General features: G+C 52.1%; 17 protein-coding genes. All 17 read right to left on the bottom strand.

The window, feature by feature from the left end:
• Positions 1–4: 4 nt before the first annotated feature.
• Positions 5–763, bottom strand: coding sequence for an alpha/beta hydrolase (locus NSU01_RS16960; RefSeq protein ID WP_083705629.1), 759 nt, complete (start codon positions 761–763; stop codon positions 5–7).
• 203 nt (positions 764–966) lie between these two features.
• Positions 967–1842: a TatD family hydrolase gene (locus NSU01_RS16955; RefSeq protein WP_076245975.1), complete on the bottom strand. Its 876-nt coding sequence runs from the start codon at positions 1840–1842 to the stop codon at positions 967–969.
• A 20-nt stretch (positions 1843–1862) separates the two neighbouring features.
• The gene (locus NSU01_RS16950) at positions 1863–4985 is read right to left on the bottom strand and encodes a GNAT family N-acetyltransferase (protein WP_076245973.1); all 3123 of its coding nucleotides are present in this window, start codon (positions 4983–4985) and stop codon (positions 1863–1865) included.
• 190 nt (positions 4986–5175) lie between these two features.
• Positions 5176–5670 (bottom strand): DedA family protein, encoded by a 495-nt coding sequence (locus tag NSU01_RS16945; protein ID WP_039291658.1) that lies wholly within the window; start codon positions 5668–5670, stop codon positions 5176–5178.
• 6 nt (positions 5671–5676) lie between these two features.
• Positions 5677–6201 (bottom strand): CDP-diacylglycerol--serine O-phosphatidyltransferase, encoded by a 525-nt coding sequence (pssA, locus tag NSU01_RS16940; RefSeq protein WP_042137216.1) that lies wholly within the window; start codon positions 6199–6201, stop codon positions 5677–5679.
• A gap of 56 nt (positions 6202–6257) precedes the next feature.
• Positions 6258–8012, bottom strand: a complete 1755-nt coding sequence (locus NSU01_RS16935) for a HAMP domain-containing sensor histidine kinase (RefSeq protein ID WP_042137214.1) — start codon at positions 8010–8012, stop codon at positions 6258–6260.
• Positions 8009–8689, bottom strand: coding sequence for a response regulator transcription factor (locus NSU01_RS16930; protein WP_076245971.1), 681 nt, complete (start codon positions 8687–8689; stop codon positions 8009–8011). Before NSU01_RS16930 ends, NSU01_RS16935 begins: the two co-directional genes overlap by 4 nt.
• 148 nt (positions 8690–8837) lie before the next feature.
• On the bottom strand, positions 8838–10682 hold the full coding sequence (locus NSU01_RS16925; protein ID WP_076245969.1) for an ABC transporter ATP-binding protein: 1845 nt from the start codon (positions 10680–10682) through the stop codon (positions 8838–8840).
• Complete coding sequence (locus NSU01_RS16920) at positions 10666–12411, bottom strand: ABC transporter ATP-binding protein (RefSeq protein ID WP_076245967.1); 1746 nt, start codon at positions 12409–12411, stop codon at positions 10666–10668. The genes NSU01_RS16925 and NSU01_RS16920 overlap by 17 nt, the downstream gene beginning before the upstream one ends.
• A 31-nt stretch (positions 12412–12442) precedes the next feature.
• On the bottom strand, positions 12443–12928 hold the full coding sequence (locus NSU01_RS16915) for a nitroreductase family protein (protein ID WP_076245965.1): 486 nt from the start codon (positions 12926–12928) through the stop codon (positions 12443–12445).
• A complete protein-coding gene (locus tag NSU01_RS16910; RefSeq protein WP_076245963.1) occupies positions 12915–13250 on the bottom strand; it encodes a hypothetical protein in 336 nt (111 codons plus the stop codon). The genes NSU01_RS16915 and NSU01_RS16910 overlap by 14 nt, the downstream gene beginning before the upstream one ends.
• Before the next feature lie 546 nt (positions 13251–13796).
• A complete protein-coding gene (locus NSU01_RS16905; RefSeq protein ID WP_042137204.1) occupies positions 13797–14738 on the bottom strand; it encodes a 2-dehydropantoate 2-reductase N-terminal domain-containing protein in 942 nt (313 codons plus the stop codon).
• Positions 14739–14909: 171 nt separating this feature from the next.
• Complete coding sequence (locus tag NSU01_RS16900; RefSeq protein WP_076245960.1) at positions 14910–17231, bottom strand: universal stress protein; 2322 nt, start codon at positions 17229–17231, stop codon at positions 14910–14912.
• A gap of 77 nt (positions 17232–17308) precedes the next feature.
• Positions 17309–17932 carry a potassium-transporting ATPase subunit KdpC gene (gene kdpC, locus NSU01_RS16895; protein ID WP_076245958.1) on the bottom strand — a complete coding sequence of 208 codons (624 nt, stop codon included), beginning with the start codon at positions 17930–17932 and terminating at the stop codon, positions 17309–17311.
• A 42-nt stretch (positions 17933–17974) separates the two neighbouring features.
• A complete protein-coding gene (kdpB, locus tag NSU01_RS16890; RefSeq protein ID WP_076245955.1) occupies positions 17975–20008 on the bottom strand; it encodes a potassium-transporting ATPase subunit KdpB in 2034 nt (677 codons plus the stop codon).
• An 18-nt stretch (positions 20009–20026) separates the two neighbouring features.
• On the bottom strand, positions 20027–21703 hold the full coding sequence (gene kdpA, locus NSU01_RS16885; protein WP_076245953.1) for a potassium-transporting ATPase subunit KdpA: 1677 nt from the start codon (positions 21701–21703) through the stop codon (positions 20027–20029).
• Positions 21704–22290: 587 nt separating this feature from the next.
• Positions 22291–22617 (bottom strand): hypothetical protein, encoded by a 327-nt coding sequence (locus NSU01_RS16880; RefSeq protein ID WP_076245951.1) that lies wholly within the window; start codon positions 22615–22617, stop codon positions 22291–22293.
• Between the last annotated feature and the right edge of the window lie 181 nt (positions 22618–22798).

Raw genomic sequence — 22798 nt, 5'->3', positions numbered from 1 at the left:
CCTTTCACTTGAGGTTAGAATTCTTCGCAAGAAATTCAAGGATCGTATCGTTCACCAGCACCGGCTGTTCCCTTCCCATATGCGGCCGGTGGCCGGCACCCGGGACGATCAGGCATTGTGATCCTTTGATCAGCGAGACTAGCTGAATGATCTTATCCGCTGCAGCGTATGTATCGTGCTCTCCTGCAATGATTAGAACCGGACAGCCGATACTGCTTAACTGTGCTTCGCTCAGGTCCGGATATCTACGCCAGTCAGTAGCTGATTGCCGCATGAATTCCTGCCAATTCCCTAGATGTGCTTCTTCATGCCTCTCTTTCATCTGACGGATGATGCCCTGTTGCTCAAGCTCCAGCAGACGCTCCGGCTCAAAGTCTTCAGCACCAGCCGGATTGCAGAATCCGCCGGTTCCAATTGTAGTTAGTGTAGCAACTCTTGCCGGATCATTTACTGCGAGGTACAGTCCGACATTTGCACCCATGCTGTAGCCGGTCAGATGCGCTTTTTCAATACTCATGCTATCCATGAAGGCTGCGATATCATCCGCCAGCTGAGGCGTAGACCATTCGAGACTTTCACACCTGGTTCTGCCATGGCCCCGGAAATCAGGGAAATAACAGGTGTACTTATTTTGGAAATCCAGAATTTGACTAGAAAAGGCCAATAATCCGCGCGAATAACTACTATGCAGAAAAATAACTGGCTCTCCTGTACCCATTTTTTCATAAAACAATTCCAGATCTTTAACTTTCACATGAGGCATGAAACTAACCCTCCATCTGCAGGAATAATTATATTTCGTTAACTCTGACCCTTAACAGCTTAGCACAGGTTGCCTCATCAAGCATCAGGCGGGAGTAAACCCTGGCCCCAACCCATTTCACGCAAAAACAAAAAGAACAGTAATTCCCCGGTTAGAGGGGGATCACTGTTCTAAGTTTCAGATAGATAAAAGTGCTTTTGCGGTTAAATGTTGTCCAGTTCTCTAATCCGCTCCTCCAGCTTAGGGAACACGCGGAGCGCATTATTATAGAAGACATCCTCCCAGTGTGCTTCCGGGATCAGATGCTTCACGAATGTAATGTAGGCATCCAGCGGAACCAGCGGCCAGTCGGTACCGAAGACGAGCCGGTCATATTTCTCGGCGAATACAATCGCCCGGCGGAAATGATCGGTGTAGGTCTGCTCGGTCAGCAGACGGTCCACCTTGGCCTTGTCACCGACGATCCAGCCGGACAGGTCGGTATAGAGATTCGGATTCTTCTCCAAAAGCGCCGCTGTGTCCATAACCCAGGGATCGCCCAGATGGCAGAGCATAAAGGTAATATCCCGGTGCTTCAGGAACGTCTCTTCCATAGACAGCGGATGCGAATATTTCAACAGTCCCCGGTCAGAGTAAGTTAGCCCTCCATGAATAACGACCGGCAGTCCGTAAGCAGAGGCCAGCTTGTAGACCGGATCGTAAATCTCATCCCCCACATTGAAGTGATAATACCCCGCATAGAGCTTGATTCCAACAACATCCTTCTGTTGCAGCGATTGTTCCAGCGCCTCCAGCTGCCCGTCCAGATGGAGGGTCAGCGGATTAATTCCGGCACAGGTAAACAAATTGTCCGGAAGTGTCCCACTAAGATCAAGCAGCATGGGATTAAGCGCTTCGGAATCCGGAAAAGCACCGGCTGACGTCTCCGTTACGCCCATACCGACTCCCGCGACAACACCGGAGCGGCGGAACTCCTCCAGGAGTCCTTTGCCGTTATAATCGATATGCGCTAAAGTCCGGGCTGTCTCGTGAAAGGTATCAATATTCGAATAATGTACATGTGCGTCAATGATTTTCATGGGTGCTTCCTTTCTTCAGCTCATTTGTTGAACCGGATTGTCAGCAGATCGGCGTAGGCCTGCTCAGGAATCTTCAGATCCGAGATAAGATAGAATTGTGGCTTGCTGAACCGCTCTTCCCCGTCTTGAAGATACAGCGGGTCTATGGCATAAGACAGTGCCGCATGAGTGTTGGCCATCAAGGCTGTAGAAGTAAGATCCGCTGCAGTAACTAGAGTCAGGCGCTGTTTACGTTCTGTGGAGCCCACTTGAAGGATTCCGTTAGTACTTCTAACCCCCAGTTGGACTCTTCCTGCCTTATACACAAGCTCTTCACCGCTGCTGTTCTTCAGATACCCTCTGCTGTCCTTAAGCTCGGCGGCCGCACGGTAATGGGACGAGGTTTCAAGCTCGAGCGGATATAACGGCGTGCCTGTATTCTGTTCAATGTGTACAGTAGAAGCAAGCACAGGCACACCCGGAAGCATCATGAAATACTGATGCAGGATAAGCCCTCTGTATTTATCATTCTGCTGAATGGTAACGCTCATGCGTATGCCCGACCAGCGGTTACCCTTGTTGTCCGTGAGCTCAGCGAACTCAGCGGTCCGCGGCTCCTCCATGAAGCTGCGTAATGACATGTCAGTGATCGAAGTTAAAATCCCACCCACCCAGGGATTCCACCAGGATTTAGCTATGGGCTGTGGAAAAGAGGAATCCAGCCACTCCTGGCCCTGATACTCCAGCGAGAATAATCCCGGGGCAAAATGGCTGCTGGCCTGTATCCGCAGAATTCCGTTGTCTACGGCAAGCACCTGGGACTGCTCAATCTCCAGAGTCTGACGGCGGAGAACCTGATCCGACACAGGAAGGACAAGGAAAGCTCTGGAGCTCTCATAAATATCCATATCCAGCTGCAGCGTAAGGAGATCGGGCTCAGAGCCTGATGAACGGGTCAGCGGAAGGCTGATTTCCGAGAACTTGTGTTCACCTTGTACCATAATCGATGTCTCCTCAATGCTGCCTGCACGAGAAGAAACAGTGATCTCGCCGTCCAAATAACTCTTCTTCTGCTCCAGAATGGAGAGTGTAAGCTGACCGCTGATGAACGGGTTACCCTGATTAAGCTTCACTTCCAGTTGTTGCGCAGAATTGAGATCGCGCGTGTTGCTGCACTGCAGTGCGAACGAACGGAAATCCTGCCAGGTATTCCAGGTCCCCAGCGCAATCCGCAGCGGACCTGTCTCCAGCTTGCCTCCAGCCGGAATCCGGCCCAGCGAATGCTCAACTGCATGCAGCCACGACTCCTGGATAAGCTCTAATTCTGCCGGCCAGCTGATTCCCCGCGAGATTGCCCCATGGGAAGCGAACATCCAGTTCTCTGTAAACTTCTGCACATCCCAGTAGTCCGGGCTGGAAGCTTCTGCGCCTAATTTCAAATCCAGATACTTGCCGTTATAGGGAATAACGCCTCCCCTAAGGCTGAACTCGAAGCTGTCCTTGAGGACCAATTCTTCCTCCTGATCCGTGTCCAGCGGATTATGAATCCTGAAATGCCGGGAGATGAGCCCATTGTTGTTCAGTTTCACCACCATGGTCAGCAGCATGCCCTTTCTTGCTGTCAGTTCATAGACGGCTTCAAGCACAATGGCTCCATCATCTGTACCATACTGCACTTCAACAGGCGATACCTTCTTGAACTCATTGGTATAAGGCAGACCGAACTTCGGATAAGGCAGGCTAACGACATTCTTACGGCCGTCATATAGCTTCAGCGTATTGCCGGATTTCTCCAGGACTGCCGAATATCTTCCGCTGCTGATGATCCATTCCTTCTCCGTTTTGCCGCCAAAGGCAGCATCTGCCCCAGGGAAGACCAGGCTCATCTCCTGCTGGAGAATTAATGAAGCGGCCTCCTCCGGACTGCTGCCCTCATTAAGGATCTTCACATTATGATGCCAAATGCCGTAGTCTTGCAGCCGCGCTTGTACAGTAACCGTTCTCCGGCCCTTTGCCGGAACTTCAACTTTAAGTGCAGACTGCCCGAAAGCGAGTATAGCATCATCAGGCAGGTCGAAGACGAACACCGTATCTGCGTTGTATTCATTTTCGACAATCACATCAATTTCAAGCTCTTCGCCTATATAAGCTATTTTGTCCGGCAGCTGCAGCTGTACTTTGACCGGGAATTTGGGTTCAACCCCGATTTTGAATACGGCGGGCAGGCCATTAATGAGCAGTTCGGCCTCAACAACCGGATGGGTCTGATAGATACTCTGTTCCTCTTCTGCCGGATGGATGAAGAAGCTGCCTTCGATCCGTGCCTCGGATTCAATCTCCTGCGTTCCGTTCAGCTCAAAGCTGATTTGCGGATTGCTTATACCCTTAATCTCCAGAGCCAAAGGCTTTCCGCTTTTATTCACAGCTTCATAGACAATGGGGTATCGGGCTCCAAAAGGCAGCTCATGCCGGTCAGGAATCGTTGCCTGTATCCGGTAATCCTCCGTCTCAATCAGGCGCAGGCCGCGGCCGCTCCGCTCATACTGCATTTTCAGCTGCAGGCCGTCTTTCAGCCATTCATATGTAAAATAGTCAAATCCGTTATCCCCCTGGCCGTCAGGCTGAACGTTGATCTCGCGGATGCTGTCGTTATACCAGTCGATCTTCCCGAAATAAGACTTCACCGCTCCGGTCTGCAGCACTGAAGGGATAAAATTCATCAGGTGGGTGGTGTCGTCGCGTTTCTCCCAGAAAAAACCGCTTTTCTTATAGGTAGGAACCGCCTTGACGTTCCCTGCCCAGGTGTACAAATCGAGCCGGGGCCAGCCAAGCCGGATGGTCTCCTCTACAGCTTGTCTCACCAGTCTCTTACCAACCTTACGTCCATGGAAATCCGGTCTGACGTTGAGCAGTGGAATATAAAGCGCGCCTGTATCCTCTTTGTAGTGGGAGAAGCTGCAATATCCGATAACCTCTCCGCCCGCAACGGCCAGAAATACCTTGAGCAGCGTGCTGTTCTCGTGTTCACGGAGTACACTTTCCTCTGTCCGGTAAGTATTGTCCCCGCCCCAGCTCTCAAAGCTCCGATTCCACATCTCGGCAATGGACGCGGCATGTTTGGCAGGCACGTATTCTTCAATGACTATTTCCTGTGTTTCCGGCATTACGGTATTCCCTCCTCAGATCACTATAGCTTCTCACCTAATGCAATGCACACACGGCAGTAAGTGGATGTTTTTTACAGTATATAATAGAAGGTTTAACCATAGTAATATCTTCTTTGATTATAAAAGATTATTACCTACAGCTATCATCATACCCTGCCCGCTCCGGTCATTGCAAAGCTATGCAAAGCTACGCAAAGGATAACCTTGCCCCCACCAGATAGCCGATAGATACAAACAGGAGCGACCAGATAAATGCACCGGCAACGGTGACAACCAGATATTTTCTGAAAGACATTGCACTGATTCCGGAGATATAGCTGGTAACATGTCTAAGGCCCGGGACGAAATAAGCGATGAAGACCGTCCAGTTTCCGAACCGGAAGAACCATCGTTTCACACTCGCGAACCGCTTCGGCGTAAGCCCTATCCACTTCCCGTATTTGTCCACCACCGGCTGCCCGAGTCTTAGACCGATCGTATAGCTGATCAGCATACCTGTTATTGAGCCGATGAAGCACACCAGCACCGAAACTGAGAAATTCAGCACCATGGTAGAAGACAGATAGCCCACGAACAGCATCAGCAACTCATCGGGAACGGGGAGTCCAAGAAGTCCCAGCGCGAGCAGTGCAAATATAGCTATATATCCGTATTGCGAGATCATCTCCATGATCCAGGGCATAAGGCATCACTTCCTGTTGACGAATTTTTTGAACGACGGGAATGGAATCCGGCTTACCATGAGCAGTGACAGCAGCCCCATTACGGCGATGACCAGCTCCGGCTTCATCCGTTCATCCACCAATGCAATCATTGATAAAATAACGCCTGCAGCCGTAATCGGCATCCCCGTGAACCCCTTCGAAGGCGCAGACAGATTAAATCTGGCCAGGCGCAGCGCTCCGCAGATCAGGAATGCAATCGCTGCAACAGGTCCAAGCCACTGCATATTCTCCAGCCTGTACAACAATATGAGGAAGGTTGGAGCAAGCCCAAAGGAAATAATATCTGCCAAAGAGTCCAGTTGTTTGCCGAAATCGCTGGTACAATTGAGCATTCTTGCCAGTAATCCGTCCATGACATCACATATTGCCGCAAGCAGTATCATGAGTAAGGCGAGATTGTAACGTTCTTGAATGGTGAAAAGCAAGGAAACTGATCCAAGTCCCAGGTTTCCCAGTGTGCACATTGAAGGCAGCCAGTTCCATTTCATGCTGTTTCACTCCTTTCTCAAATATAAGAATTCTTGACAGGTTGTAATAAGTCCGTTCAGCCTTCAAAGGTCACACTAAAACAGACGCCGTCCGTTGTGTTTATCACTGCATACCGGCAGCCGTGCATATCCAATATCTGCTTCGTAATCGACAGCCCGAGTCCGGTTCCCCCTGTCAGACGGCTGCGTGAAGCCTCCGCCCGGTAGAAGCGCTCCCAGATCTGCTCCAGCTGATCTTCGGGGATATTCTCACCCTTATTGTGTATGTTGAATGAAAGTGATTTCTCTTGACCCTCCACGGCAACGGTTATTGTACTGCCATGCTCCGCATGTCTGATCGCATTGGTCAACAGGTTGCTGATTACCTGCTCAATCCAGGACGCATCGGCATAAAGCGGCCGCTCGTTCGCCGGAATAATTACCACATTCAGCTGCTTGTCACCGAGTGAATGTATTAGCTTGTCCGTCACCTTCTCGGTCATTTCACTCAGCATAAAGGAGCTTTTGCGGAGTTTGATGGTTCCGGACTCCAGCTTGGCTAAATCCAGCATATCTTTGACGAGAAACTCCATCTTGTCAGCTTCCTCGATAATGACCTTGATATAATGATCCTGTTTGCCGGCGCTTACCCCATCCTCCAGACCTTCGGCGAAACCCTTGATAATACTGAGAGGAGTCTTCAATTCGTGAGAGGCGCTCGCAAAAAAGTCCTGCTGCATCTGCTCCATTTTCTTCTTCTGCTCCATATCCTCAACCAGCTGCTGATTCGCCTCACGAAGCTCACCCAGTGCAGCATCCAGACTTTGCGACAAAGTGAACATGCTTTTGGACAAGCTGCCCAGCTCATCCTTTTGACGGATCGAAGAATGACCTGTGAAATCGAGCGACACCATCCGTTTGGCGATATTATTGAGCTTAATCAACGGCCGGGTAACCATCTTGGAATAGAACAGCGACAGGACCAATATCAGAACAAACCCGCCGATCCCCAGATATAAAAAGAACCAGCGCAGCGCCACATTCGAATCCTTAACATCCTGCAGGGAGGTGACCGTGAATAAGAGCTCCACTTCCCCGTTCGCCTGCTTGACCGGAAGGATGATGATAGAATTCCGGATACCGCTCCAAGGAGCGGTCCACTCCTCTTTCACTATGTTCAGATTACGGAGTTCTTCATTCTGATCAAGTGTCAGAGGAAACCAGTCCTCCAAGGCTTCGAAGAGGATGCCCTGCCGCGGGTTCCAGACTTTCAGATCCGGTAATACAAGTTCAGTGATTGTCCCGGAAATAGTGCTCATCCCATCATCGGGCTCCTCGCCGATCTGCGGACCGCCTTGCTTCGTAATCGTGAGCGGATAGATCAGATTCCCGGGGTCATTGTCTTCCTCGAGACGTTCTCCCAGGACGGTGACTTGATCATTTTCCTTGAGATTGGCTGCCCTAAGCGGATCCCCGTACTCGTTCATGAACAGGGACATCGGAATCACCTGAATCTTGCCGTCTCCATCCATCACCTTCATCCGGAACGGATCCTCAGACTTCATTCGGCCATCCAGCTTCAGAATGACCATTTGAGTCTTATTGCGCAGCATGAAGCGGACCAGTTCGCGGGAAGTACGGCTCCGCCCCCAGGATTCTTCCGTATAGCCCGTCCCGAAGCTCTTAAGATGCTTTTCCACCCTGTTCTCCTTCTGGCTCTGGTAGAAGCTGTCGAAGAACAGCAGCTGGCTCAAGATCACCATCCCGTAAAAACATACAAAAAAGATCACGGTCATCACAAACAGCTTAAAGGTAATTCCGCGTCTTCTCATTCCTCAACCTCAAACCTGTACCCTGTACCGATGACCGTACGGATATAGCGGGATTCATAACCCAGCTTGCTGCGCAGTTTCTTGATATGGCTATCCACGACACGGGAGTCTCCTTCAAATTCAATTCCCCAGACCCGGCTGAGGATCGTATCCCGGGAAATCACAATCCCCTTATTGCGGATCAGCAGCCATAAGAGATCATATTCCTTCGGGGTAAGCTCGACTTCTGCACCCTCTACCTCCAGACGGTGTGCCAGCGTGTTGAAGATGGCCGAACCAAACTTCACAATGCCCGAATCCGGCAGATGTGTGCCTTGGGCCCGTTTCATCAGCGCGTTTGCCCGGGCCACCAGCACTTTGGGACTGAAGGGCTTGGTTACATAATCATCTGCACCTAATTCAAAGCCGTATATTTTGTCGTCATCTGCAGACTTGGCGGTCAGCAGAATAATGGGGATCGCTGATTGCCTGCGGATTTCCCGGCAGACCTCAAATCCATTCATCTTGGGCATCATGATATCCAGAATCAGCAGATCCGGCAGAAGTGAATCGAACCAGAGGAGCGCATCCTGTCCGTTGTCGGCTTCGCGCACTTCCCAGCCGTTCTGGATGAAATAATCACATACCAGTTCACGGATACGCAGCTCATCCTCGACGAGCAGCAATTTTTTCTTCAATGTAGTCCCCGCTTTCCGCCCGTTTATACCACTCAGCATAGTCGAGTGTTATGTCCTTTATGTGCCCTGATTCAAATTTCCCCAAAAAAAGAAGCAGCGCATTGCGCTGCCCTCCTGAAAAGTAACTATCAAATGTACTGTTGCTGCCTTACCCTGCCTGAACCGCATGTTTGAACTGGCTGTTATACAGTTCATGGTACACACCTTTAAGGGCAAGCAGCTGCTCGTGGCTGCCCTGCTCGGCGATCTGACCGCCCTGGATGACGAGAATCCGGCCCGCATCCTGGATCGTACTGAGCCTGTGGGCAATCACGAAGCTGGTCCGGCCCTTCATCAGGGTCCGCATCGCTTGCTGGATATGCATTTCAGTCCGGGTATCGACGCTGCTGGTCGCCTCATCGAGAATAAGGATAGCCGGATCCGCAAGGATGGCACGGGCAATCGTCAGCAGCTGACGCTGGCCGTGGCTGAGTGTCGTTCCTTCTGTACCCAGCATCGTATCATATCCCTGCGGCAATCTTGCGATGAATCCGTTGACATTAGCCAGGCTCGCAGCTTCTTCAACCTCGCGGTCGGTAGCGTCCAGACGGCCGAACCGGATATTCTCACGAATTGTTCCTGAGAATACATGCGCGTCCTGCAGTACCATACCTAACTGGCTGCGCAGCTCATTTTTGTTCAGCTCGCGGATATCTCGTCCGTCGATCAGCAGCTCCCCGCTGTTAATTTCGTAGAAGCGGGTTAGCAGGTTAACAATAGTGGTCTTCCCTGCCCCGGTCGGGCCGACGAGTGCGATCTTCTCGCCAGGCTTCGCTTTGAAGCTTACACCGCTCAGAATCGGAGCATCCGCGTGATAGCCGAAGACCACGTCACGGAAAATCACTTCCCCGCACACCCGGGGCAGCTCTTGCGGCTGCTCGCCGATGTACTCCGAAGGCATATCCATCACTTCGAATACACGCTCCGCTCCGGCAATTGCCGACTGGATCAGATTGTACTGGTTCGCAAGCTCGGATATCGGCCGGCTGAACTGCTTGGCGTAGTTCAGCATACTGACAATAACACCAACCGTAGCCAGGCCTTTAAATGCCATCCATCCGCCCACACTGGCAATCAGCGCGAAATCCAGATTGTTAATCAGGTTCATGACCGGACCGACCAGCCCGGATACAATCTGCGCCTTAATGCTGACCTTATTGAGTTCACTGCTCATTCCGCGGAATCTTGCCGTTTCCGCTTCTTCTCTGCGGTACTGCTTAATCACCTTCTGGCCGCTGATCGCTTCTTCAATGAAGCCGTTGAGTTCCCCCAGATGCTGTTGCTGGTTCTTGAAATAGATCCGGCTCAAGCCTGTAATCTTACGGCTGGCCAGCAGGACCAGCGGGATCGTCACCAATGCGATAACCGTCAGCGGAACGTTCAGCATCAGCATAATGACCAGCGAGCCGCTTAATGTGATGAGACTGTTCAGCAGCTGGGTAACACTTTGATTCAATGAGTTCGATACGTTGTCGATGTCATTGGTTGCCCGGCTCATCAGCTCGCCATTGGCACGCGTATCGAAGAAGCCTATAGGCAGCTCCTGATATTTAGCGAACAGATCACGCCGCAGCTCGAACACCGTTCTCTGTGACACGGAAGTCATTACATAGGCCTGTACCCAGGAGACGGCGCTGCCGAGCAGGTAAACACCGCCCAGCATGATGCAGAACCGGACGAGCAGCCCATAATCATGGGGAATAATTGCCGAGTCTATTGCTTTTCCGAGCAGGTAAGGCCCGATTAGTGCTACTAAGGCATTAAGAATTGTAAATATATATACCATAATGAGTCCCGTACGCTGACGGTTCAGATAGGACCAGATACGCTTGATCGTAGCCATACGGTTCTTCGCGCGAACCTTCGGCACCACAGCTCCGCGGCCGCCGGGTGGACCCCCGCCGAACCCGCCTGGTCGAACGGGGGCCTGTGCCTGATTAGGATGACTGGACATAAGGCTCCTCCTCTCCCTTCAGCTGCGACTCCCGGATATCCCGGTAAATCCCGCTGTCTGCCATCAGTTCTTTATGGGTGCCCTGGGCAGCAATCCGGCCATTCTCCAGGATCAGGATCCGGTCCGCATCAATGATTGACGATACACGCTGGGCAATCATCACTATGGTGCAGTTCCGCAGCTGAGTCTTCAGAAGCAGACGAATCCGCGCATCCGTTACCGCATCCAGCGCGCTGGTGCTGTCATCCATAATCAGAACGGCGGGCTGAATCAGCAGCGCACGCGCGATGGACAGCCGCTGCTTCTGTCCGCCGGACAGATTAACGCCGCGCTGCCCGAGCAAGGTATCATAGCCTTGCGGCAGCGTATTGATAAATCCATGTGCTTCGGCGGCTATAGCTGCCTGCTCTACCTCTGCATCTGTTGCTTCCGGACGGCCGTAGCGGATATTGTCCCTGATGCTGCCGCTGAACAGCAGCGACTGCTGCATTACGAAGCCGATCCGGCTGCGCAGATGATCAATACCAATCTGCCGGATGTCTGTTCCGTCAATGGCAATAGCTCCGGACAACACCTCGTAGAACCGTGGAATCAGGCTGACCAGAGTCGATTTGCCGGCACCGGTGGCCCCAAGAATAGCAACTGTCTCGCCGGGGTTCGCAACAAAGCTGATATCCTCCAGCACAAGATTCTCATCTGCCCGGTTATAGGCGAACGAGACATGGTTGAATTCGATCCGGCCATGTGTAATTACATCACTAATCGCCGAAGAAGCATCTGAAATCTCGCTTGTGGTTGCGAACACTTCATTCACCCGGTCTCCTGACACCTTAGCCCGTGATACGAACGCGAGCATATTGCTCAGCATCATCATGGACATCAGCAGCTGGGTTACATAGTTAATGAATGCGATCAGCTCACCCACCGGCAGCTTGCCGCTCCAGTTCTGCAGACCGCCGAACCAGAGAACGGCAATAATACTTGCGTTCAGGATAAGCATCATCAGCGGCATGTTGAGCGCCATTAGGCGAATGGCTCTAATTCCGGTATTGGTATAGTCTGTGTTAGCGGCATCGAACCGCTTCTGCTCATGTCCCGCGCGGACAAAAGCTTTGATTACGCGGATGCCGGACAGGTTCTCCTGCAGCACATTGCTTACCCCATCCAGCTTCTCCTGCATTCTTGCAAACAAAGGAAAAGATAGACGGATCAGCACGTATAGCAGAATGAACAGCAGCGGCACCGCAGCCAGCAGGATTAGCGCCAGCGACGGGCTGATCCGGATCGCCATCACCAGACTGCCGATCAGCAGCAGTGGAGACCGTACAAACATCCGTAATATCATCTGCATGAAAGTCTGCAGCTGCACCACATCATTCGTTAAACGGGTGATCAGCGATCCGGTCTTCAGCCGGTCCAGATTCCGGTTAGAGAAGGTCTGGATATGCTCAAACAGCCTGATCCGCAGATCATTTCCGAAATTCTGTGAAGCGATACTTGAAAAAACAGTACAGCCTACACCGCCGATCATACCTATAATTGCAACCCCAAGCATGATCCCGCCTGTTGAAATAATATGCGGCAGATCATTCATCATCAGGCCCTTGTCCACGATGCTGGCCATCAGTGCCGGCTGCAGCAGGTCCATAACAACCTCAACTACCATTAACAGCGGGGCGAGCACGCACCAGAGTACGTACGGCTTCATGAACCCCCTGAGTTTCCACATTCAGGTCACCTTCATCTCATCAGTCGTCCGTTTACGGCAAGTAAGTGATTTTATCAGCAATTGGCGTTCTCTGCTTGGCAGCAGGGATTTCCGCCGGATAGCCTACAGCGAGTACAGCAATCACATCATGCTCCTGCGGCACGCCTAGAATCTCACGGCCCCGGACCGAAGCGCCCAGGGACGACCAGAACACGCCTGCGCCTGCTTCATGGGCAGCCAGCATGAAATTCTGAATATAGCAGGAGACGGCCATAACGTTCTCATCGCGTTCCATCTGGCTGGCGGCTGGCTTGGAGAGAACGCCAATTAACAATGGAGCACAGCCGAAATCTGTCTTATGGTTCAGCGCGGCTCTTGTCTCGGGTCCAATAAACAGCAGCTCCCAAGGCTCGTTCATCCGGTGGTTCGGAGCATAGCTTGCCGCCTCCAGCCATGTGTTCAGCTCATTCTCGCTGATAGCGTCAGGTTTGAAAGCCTTAATTGTTCTGCGGGTCTGGATGGTATCAATGATTGTCATGGTTTATGTCCACTCCTTCAGTTGTATTCTCTTGTTCTGCCAGTACTTCACGCAGCTCGAAGGCCTGGATGAATTCCTGGATGATTCCATCCGTTGCTTTCAGCTCACCGCTGATCACCTGTCTGATAGCTTCGAATTCCGGCTGGTCCAGCTGCTGCATTAAGGTTGAGCGTTTGACATGGAGCCGGTCCAGAAAAGCAATCGCCCGGCCGCGGCGAAAGGTTTGGGCGCTCTGGAAATTCCTCTTGCCGTCATCATGGGGATGGCCACAGTTCTCTCTGTGCTCTTTGTGCCCTTTATGTTCATGTTTTCCTTCGCGCATGATACTCTCCTCCTTCCGTTGTATACATATGTATACGATTATTACTTGTATACAAATGTATACCCTTATTCAGGGAATTGTCAAGCTGCATAAGCAGAAAATCACCCTAACAGGTGAATCAAGCTTGAGCTTATGCGCCTTTGCAGCTTATGCAGATTTTATAGGTACCTCTCTCATTGCTCCATCCAGACTACTCATGGGCCAATCAATGTATTCGATTTTTCATATACATTTGGCCTGATTACCTTCACAGCAGCTCATTGTGTTCGATTTTTCGCATACATTTGGCCTGGTTACCTTCACAGCAGCTCATTGTATTCGATTTTTCGCATACATTTGGCCTGGTTATCCTCAAAGCAGCTCATTGTATTCGATTTTCCATATACATTTGGTCCGGTTACCTTTGCGGAAGCATTTTGTCTATAACTGACGAATATCATAATTGCCTAATCAACAAAAACAACTCAAAAAGTTCCGCAGCAGCGGCTTCTTCATGAGTTGTTTCTGGATAGTGCAATTATACGGTATCCGTTACAAATTGGTTCGTCATTTCTGCTCCAGGGCATATTTCGTGAACGTTTGCTGCTTGAAATCATCCCAGGCCGGAGTGGATAGACCCGCTTGCTGTTTAAGGGGCTCAAACGCTTGATAAAGTGCAGAAATCTCGCTGAAGGAGCCATCGACCAGCTTCATGAATGGCAATTTATGAACATACTTCATTCCTTGGTAGAGCATCGTTGGATGCCGCTTAACCCCTTTGACAAGTGCTGCCGGATTCGTCTTAATACCAAGCTTGTTAAGCACGCTGAACCCTTCATCGATCAACGCAACGGCTTGTTTCCAGCGGGCGTTATCCTTTGTTGCTTTTGCCAAGTCGCCGTTATGAAGATAACTGACCGAAGTGATAGCTACAATTGGAACAATATGGCTCAATAGCCAAGCGTTAATATCCTCCGGATAATCAAGCTTGTATTTCGTCTGCCGGAAGGCCTGCGCAAGCTCGGGCTTGAAGGGAACCTCCCCTTCCAGGCTGCCCAGCACCATTTGAACGCCCATACGGATGCTGATCACACGGCCATTCTTCTCCCTGATCCCTCCGCTAAGCTGAAACCCGAACACTATATTCTGTGGAGTCCGGCTGTTCTCCTTGAAGAAACGCAGCATGCCATGAGTATCTCCGTTATTGCCGACCAGAACAATATTGGTGCTCAGGTTGTCCGCCAGAATCGGCAGCACCGCCGGGAAATCATTGTACTTCATCACTACGAAGATCAGATCATAGATATCATCCGTCCGCAGTTCAGAAATGACCTTCACCTGATCTACAGTCGTTTTACGCTGAAAATAATGCCGGATCACCAGCCCGTCCTGCTGCAGCTGGGCCGCTCTCTTCGCCCGGGCGAGCACCGTTACGTCATTGCCGCCCCGCACCAGCACATGTGCCAAATAACTGCCGAGTACACCTGCTCCAATAACTAATATCCGCATATTATTCCCCTCTCATCTTCAAACATTTGTTCTTTTATGAACATCTGTTCATTAGATTATCAGCAGAGGGGATGTTGCGCAATTGCCAATGCAGGCATGTCTGTACATTTATGAACATAGGGCAGGTGATTGTCTATTAATAAGCTTGAGCCCAGGCCCGGCGGTTCTTCTTCATTCCACAATCGGGGTGTGAACCGCTACGATCAGCATATCCATATGCCGGGCATGCCGGAGCAGGTAATGGACGAAGCTTTCTTTGAACAACGCACGCCATAGAGGTCTGCGTGACTGGCCGATGATCAGCTGTGTAGTCTGCATTTCATTCATCCGCTGCAGCAGATGCTTATGCAGATGCTTGCGGCTGACGGCCTCGGTAATATCCATGACGCCGCCCAGCCGCTCCGTCAGATGTTTCAGCGTATCAAGCCGCTTCTGCTCTTCTATTGTCCGTATGCGGGTACAATGAACATAATGCACATGCCACTCGGCCTTGAGGCGGTGCGCTATGCGGAAACCGCGGCGGATTAACCGTTCGGCCTGCGGGCCGGTGTCCACACAGACGAAGATCACTTCCCGTCTGCTCCAGGGACCCCGGAGGGAGGGCTCGCGGTCCCACGCTTCCAGGCGTTCATCCACATCATCGGCAATTTCGCGCAGAGCCAGCTCACGCAGCGCGATCAGATTGCCGATCTTGAAGAAAGACTCCAGCGCCTGATTGACCTTCTCGGCAGCGTATATCTTCCCTTCCCGCATCCGCTGCTGCAGCATCTGCGGGGTAACGTCGATGAGCTCCACCTCACTCGCCATACGCAGGATCGCATCCGGCACAGTCTCGCGGACACGCACTCCCGTTAACTGTTCCACGGCATCATTCAAGCTCTCCAGATGCTGCACATTGACTGTGGTAATGACGGAGATCCCATTCTCCAGCAGTCTGATTACATCCTCATAACGTTTCTTGGTCTGGCTTCCGGGAACATTGGTATGGGCAAGCTCATCCACCAGCACCACCTCGGGATGCCGGGCAAGGATCGCCTCCGTATCCATCTCCGTAAGTTCAGCAGACTGGTAGTGGATCTGTGCTCTGGGGATCGTCGTTAATCCGCCCACCTGCCCCTTCGTTTCCAGCCTGCCATGAGTTTCCAGCAGACCGACTACAACATCAATCCCTCTGTTCAGCAGCAGATTGCCTTCCTGCAGCATTTTGTAGGTTTTGCCCACGCCCGGGGCTGCGCCGATATAGACCTTGAAGGTACCACGGCGGATCTTCTCAATCCGCTGCTCCAGCTCCTGGCTGGTTAAGCGGTGGAAGGGCTCCTCTGTTCCCTTAGGGGCCGAGCGGACCGGCAGAATCCGCTCCCCGTCCCGTTCAGCGCGGTCTGCCATCAGGAACACATCGATGTTCCTCGTCCGCCGCAGGACACGGCTGGCGATGGAGCCATGCCACTTCTCCTGCCAGCGGCTTTTCTGCGAATGGCCCATGACTATCCGTGTGACATTATTCTGAATCGCATAACGCACGAGCAGCGAAGGAAGCAGCCTTAAGCGGAGCAACTCTAACTCTTCAAACCTGGCATTGATCCGTTCCGTCAGCTTGAGAATGGAACGCTTGAAGACCTGCTGATCCTTGGTCAGCGGGCGGCCGCGCACGAGAAATGTAACAATAATCAGGTCACCGTTCAGCCGTTTGGCAATTTGCTGCCCCCTCCGGATATAGAGTGACCCATTCCAGTGATACTGCGCAGAGACAAGAATCCGCTCCGTTGCACCGGAAGGTCCGATCAGCCCCTCGGCTTCCCGGTGTTTCTCCAGAGAATCATTGACCCCTTCTGCCATCAGCCGCAGAGACAGCTCGCGGAGCACGCCAAGATTCCCCCGGCGGGAGAGGGCGGGATGTGCCCCTTCTCCAAGCACCCCTTCCTCCATCCGCTTCAGAATCGTTTCCGGAGAGACATCGATCAGCCGTACCTCATCCGCGAATTCCAGTGTGTTCAGCGGTACGGTATCTTCCACACGGATACCGGTCATCTCATAGATTCTCTCACCCATTCCTGCAAGCTCATAGACATTAATGGTAGTAATCACGCTGATCCCCTGATCCATCAGATAACGGATGTCCTCCAGCCGTGTCGGGAACCGGGCGCCTTCACGGTTGCGGTGCGCCAGGCCATCGACCAGCAGCACCTCGGGATTACGCTCCAGCAATGCTTCCAGCGGAAGATCCTTCTCTTCCTTCCCGTCCTTCCACCAGTGGATGCTGGGAACCCGTTCCAAATCGCCAAGCTGCTGAACGGTTTCCGCCCGGCCCATGGTTGATACCGCACTGATCACCACATCAATGCCCTGATGCTTCAGGAGCTTGCCTTCCTCCAGCATATGGTAGGTTTTGCCCGATCCGCTAACCGAGCCGATAATAATCTTCAGCCGCCCCCGCTGCAGCTGATAGATGGAATAGAGGATTTCCTCCGGTGACTTGCGTTTATATGGTGCCATAAGTTAACCTCCTTTCCTGCGGCACTAACCGGAAATGACCCTGTCCGTATAGCTTACGGGCAGGGTTCAGACCGGTATTACTTCGCTTTGAGTTCCGTTAATGCCAGATTCAGCTTCAGTACATTGACACGCTTTTCACCGAACAGTCCCAGATCCCGGTCTTCGGTATACTCAGACACCATGGCTGTAAGTGTCTCTGGAGGAATTCCGCTCAGATTGCTGATTCTGGGAATCTGCACAATCGCTGCAACCGGTGAAATATGAGGATCGAGACCTGAACCGGAGTTCGTGACCAGATCAATAGGCAGCTCACTTACGGGCACACCGGGATTATCCAGCTTCCACTGGGTAATTGAATCGCTTGTGCGCTGCAGCATATCAGGATTTGATGGTCCATAGTTGTTCGAACCCGAGGCTTCAGCCTTATACTCAATGCTGGATACACGGCTCTGGAACAACGCCTGATCCGTGAAATTTTGCCCGATCAGTGTGGAACCGACCACCTGCCCCGCTGAATTCTTCAGCAGGCTCCCGTTGGCCTGCGAAGGCATTAACACTTGGGCGAGAGCGGTAGACGCCAGCGGATATATGATTCCGCAGAGTACAATGAATACTGCGCTTAGCCGTATAATTGTGAAGATATAGGCAGCTTTTGAAGGAGACAGCTGCTCTTCGGCAGTCTCTTTATTGAAATTGGCCATGATGGTATTGCCTCCTTAAGAATTCAATCGTGTGCTAGTTCACTAAATCCATATCCTTACGATCATATCAATCAGCTTGATCCCTGCGAACGGAACAACGACGCCGCCAAGACCGTAGATGACAATATTCCGCGCCAGCAGCTTCGTAGAGCTCATCGGCTTATAGGAGACACCGCGCATAGCCAGCGGAATCAGCAGCGGGATAATGATGGCATTGAAGATCAGCGCCGAGATAATGGCAGAGCTTGGAGAGCCGAGTCCCATCACATTGAGGGCTTCCATCTCCGGAATCGCCAGTGTGAACATCGCCGGGATAATCGCGAAATACTTGGCAATGTCGTTAGCGATACTGAAGGTAGTCAGCGCCCCGCGGGTCATCAGCAGCTGCTTCCCGATTGCTACAACCTCAATGATCTTGGAGGGATCAGAATCCAGATCGACCATGTTCGCGGCTTCCTTGGCAGCGGTCGTGCCGCTGTTCATCGCCAGCCCCACATCGGCTTGTGCCAGTGCAGGCGCATCGTTGGTTCCGTCACCGGTCATGGCTACCAGCTTGCCTTCATTCTGCTCGCGGCGGATAACCGCGATCTTGTCCTCCGGTGTACTCTCGGCAATGAAGTCATCGACTCCGGCTTCACGGGCAATGGTAGCCGCCGTCAGCGGATTATCGCCTGTGCACATGATGGTCTTGATCCCCATGCTGCGCAGTTCATCGAAGCGTTCCTTCATGCCGGGTTTAACCGTGTCCTTCAGATAGATCAGCCCGTAGATCCGGTTATCTACTGCAACCGCAAGCGGTGTGCCGCCTAACCGGGCAATCGCATCCGAGTTGCTGTCCAGATCGGCCGGTACTGCACCGCCCTGGGACAGCACCCATTTCTTCACGGAATCCACGGCTCCCTTACGCACCAGGCGTCCGTCGCGCAGATCGATACCGCTCATCCGGGTCTCAGCCTTGAACTCGACGAATGCTCCGCCTTCGGCAAGACTGCCGTCATAGCTGAGCTCCAGCTTCTTGGCCAGCTCCAGTACGGAGCGCCCTTCCGGCGTCTCATCCTTCAGCGAGCTGACCGCCGCCCAGGCGGCCAGCTCAGTGCCTGACTCACCGCCTGCCGTGACGAATTCGCTCGCCATCCGGTTGCCGAAGGTGATCGTCCCGGTTTTATCAAGGATCATTGTGTTGATATCCCCGGCGGCTTCCACCGCTTTACCTGACATTGCCAGCACATTGAACTGGGTAACACGGTCCATCCCGGCAATCCCGATGGCTGACAGCAGTCCGCCGATCGTAGTCGGGATCAGGCAGACCAGGAGTGCAATCATCACGGGGATCTCCAGCTGAACGCCGATGTAATCAGCGATTGGACGCAGCGTAACCACAACGATCAGGAATATAATCGTCAAGCTGATCAGCAGCGTGTTCAGGGCAATTTCATTCGGTGTTTTCTGCCGTTTCGCCCCTTCAACCAGCGAGATCATCCGGTCCAGGAAGGATTCGCCCGGATCACTCGTAATCCGCACCTTGATCTGATCGCTGACTACGCGGGTGCCGCCTGTAACTGAGCCGAAGTCCCCGCCGGCTTCTTTGATGACCGGCGCCGATTCCCCGGTGATCGCTGATTCATCTACAGAGGCCAAACCTTCAATCACCTCACCGTCACCGGGAATCATTTCCCCCTGACTGACGAGAACAACGTCGCCTTTGCGCAGCTCGGAAGCCGGAACCTGCTTGATCGCTGATCCGGCCAGCTTATTGGCTGTAATGTCCTGCTTCGTTTTTTTGAGCGAATCGGCTTGCGCTTTGCCGCGCCCCTCAGCCAGTGCTTCGGCGAAGTTAGCGAACAGCACCGTGAACAGCAGGATGAAGAATACCGAAATATTGAAACCTACCGAATGCTCCGCATTGAAGTAGCCTGGTGCCAGCACCATAAGCAGTACGATTACCGTGCCGACCTCAACTACGAACATGACCGGATTCTTCATTAACGTAACCGGATTAAGCTTCACTACACTGTCCTTGGCCGCACTTAGTAGGATAGGACCTGTCAGCAGTTTTTTTCTTTGTACAGTACTCATTCTCTTCTCTCCCTCTCCCTACCGTAAAGTCAAATATTCTGCAATTGGACCGAGGACAATGACCGGCAAGAAGGTCAGCGCGCCGATAATCAGCACCGTACCAATCAGTATTCCGGTGAACAGTCCGTTATCCGTACGGAAGGTGCCAATCGTCTCCGGCACCGGCTTCTTGCGCAGCAGGGAGCCGGCGACTGCCAGCATGGCGATAATCGAAACATAGCGTCCCAGCAGCATGACGATACCGGTCGTTATATTCCAGAAGGAAGTATTATCCGCCAATCCTTCAAAGCCCGAGCCGTTATTGGCGGCAGAGGAGACATATTCATACAGGACCTGGGTCATTCCGTGGAATCCGGGGTTGCTGATGCTGCCTTGACCAAGGTCGGTCAGAAAAGCAGCGGCGGTCGGCACCAGAATAATCAGCGGATGAATCAGAATGGCTATGGCAATCAGCTTCATTTCCCTCGCTTCAATCTTCCGTCCGAGGAATTCCGGCGTCCGGCCGACCATCAGCCCGCATAGGAAGACTCCGAGTATTGCATACATCAGCATATTGACCAGCCCGACACCTTTACCGCCAAACACGTTATTCAGCATCATCAGCGTTAGAGGCGTAATGCTGCCGAGCGGCGTCAGCGTATCATGCATATTATTCACACTGCCGGTTGTGGCGGCTGTAGTAACTGTTGTGAACAGAGCGGACTGTGCAATCCCGAACCGCACCTCTTTCCCTTCCATACTGCCTTGCGAGGCATCAATGCCCATCGCGTTAACCGCCGGATTACCCGCACTTTCAGCAGCATAATTCAGTCCCAGCAGCACGACGAACAACGTCATCATCGCACCGAAAATCATCCAGCCCTGGCGTTTGTTCCTGGCAAACTTCCCGTACATGTACGGCAGGGAAGCGGGAAGCAGCCACATGGAGAGAATCTCCAGCACATTGCTCAGCGGGCTGGGATTCTCAAAAGGATGCGCCGAGTTCGCTCCGAAAAAGCCCCCGCCGTTCGTTCCGATATGCTTAATGGATTCCAGTGAGGCAATCGGCCCGATCGCAATCTGCTGGCTCTGCCCCTCGAGCGTCGTAACCTCAAGTGCAGGTTTCAGTGTCTGCGGCACATGAAGCGCAACGAGCGCCAGTGTTACAAGCAGCGCGAGAGGAATGAAGATCCGGATATGCGCTTTGACGAAGTCTTCGAAGAAGTTCCCCACCGAGCTGCGTCCTGTAATCCCTCTGACAAAAGCGACAGCTACCGAGAATCCGCTGGCCGCCGAAGTGAACATCAGCATCGTCATTACAGCCATCTGTGAGAAGTAGGACACGCCTGTCTCCCCGCTGTAATGCTGAAGATTCGTATTGGTGATGAAGCTAATCACCGTATTGAAGGTGAGCGTCTCTTCCATGTTGCCAATCCCGCCCGGGTTGAGCGGAAGCCCCTTCTGCAGCCGCAGAAGGATGTAACTGAATGTTACCAGGGCAATATTCGTTACAATAAAGCTGACTGCATATTTCTTCCAGGACATCCCACCCCGTTGTTTCAGCCCGATCAGACGGTAAATGCCTCTCTCCGTCCCGCCGAAGATCCGGTCTGTCCGGTTCGGTTCTCCCGAGAATACATGATATAGATAAGTTCCTGCCGGTTTCACCAGCAGCACCAGAATTAGAATGACTGCTACAATTTGCACAATACCCACGGATGACCCTCCTCAATATAAAAAATAGCATATTGCCTTTGTCTCTTCTGCTTCCTCTTTCCTGTACAAGCTGAATTTTGAATTTACCTATATGGGTAAAGTGACGGAGGGGAAATTTGGAACTGTAGGAGCGTTAGCGACCGCCTTTGTCAGCGGATTTCCACCGCGATCAGCGGTATAAATCAAGAAATCTGATGACAACAGCGGCCGGAAGTCCAAATGTTCACCGCAGTCATGGCTAATCCATAAGTTTAGATTCTCTTTCAGCTTTTACAGCCCCCTTTTTAAAATTTCTCCGGATGAATCAAAGCATAAACCAGATACAGAAACAGGAGTAACGTTGCCGCAAGGACTACCGCCATCACTCATTCCCCCCTTGTTCATCCACCACATGACCGCACCATTGCACAAATGCGTAGAACAAAGCGAATACCGCTGCCAAGACCACCGTCATATACACATCCATCATTGTCTTTGCCACTCCTCATCCGAATTTATAAGAATCTCTCTCTTGTAACTTCCGGTCTAGCGTAACATTTCTCCCGTTAGTTCAGGGTTAGGGTTTCAGCAGGCGTATTAAGATGACATTAAGAGCGGTAAATATCCTCTCCCAGCACCTGATTGACCGCCTGGATAAAAGCCTGATGGCCCCCGTCCGGTTCCATTCTGCGGGGCAGCGCCCGGGCAAGAATCTGTTCCGTCCCCTTCGGATCGAACTCGAAGCTGTCTGTGAGAATCGCCCGAACCTCCTCTGGAGACGCTCCATTAGCGAACCGGTCCGCTGCTTTATATACATCACAGTTCTCATAGCAGCCTTCCTGCTGCAGGCCGATCCAGTCGTATCTCTTTTTGATCAGCACCAGTAATGTTGTTATGACCGTGAGCAGACCGATATTTCTAAACATCAGATCCATGAATATTGCCTTCTTTCTTCTGTGTTTCACTTCCGGTTCAGCTTACCACTCCCGCCATTAGTTCAGGATTAGGGTTTGCTTCAGCGAATTAAGATTTCGTTAAAATGCCGGTAGCGCAGCCGCTCCAGTTAGCCGCCTCCATAGCTGGAACGACAAATAACCATGTCCGTTAAGGACATGG

The sequence above is a fragment of the Paenibacillus sp. FSL H8-0259 genome (assembly GCF_037963255.1).
Classification (GTDB): Bacteria; Bacillota; Bacilli; order Paenibacillales; family Paenibacillaceae; genus Paenibacillus_AQ; species Paenibacillus_AQ phytohabitans.
The sequence above is the reverse complement of the archived record's forward strand: the minus strand, read 5'-3'. Positions and strand labels throughout refer to the sequence as shown.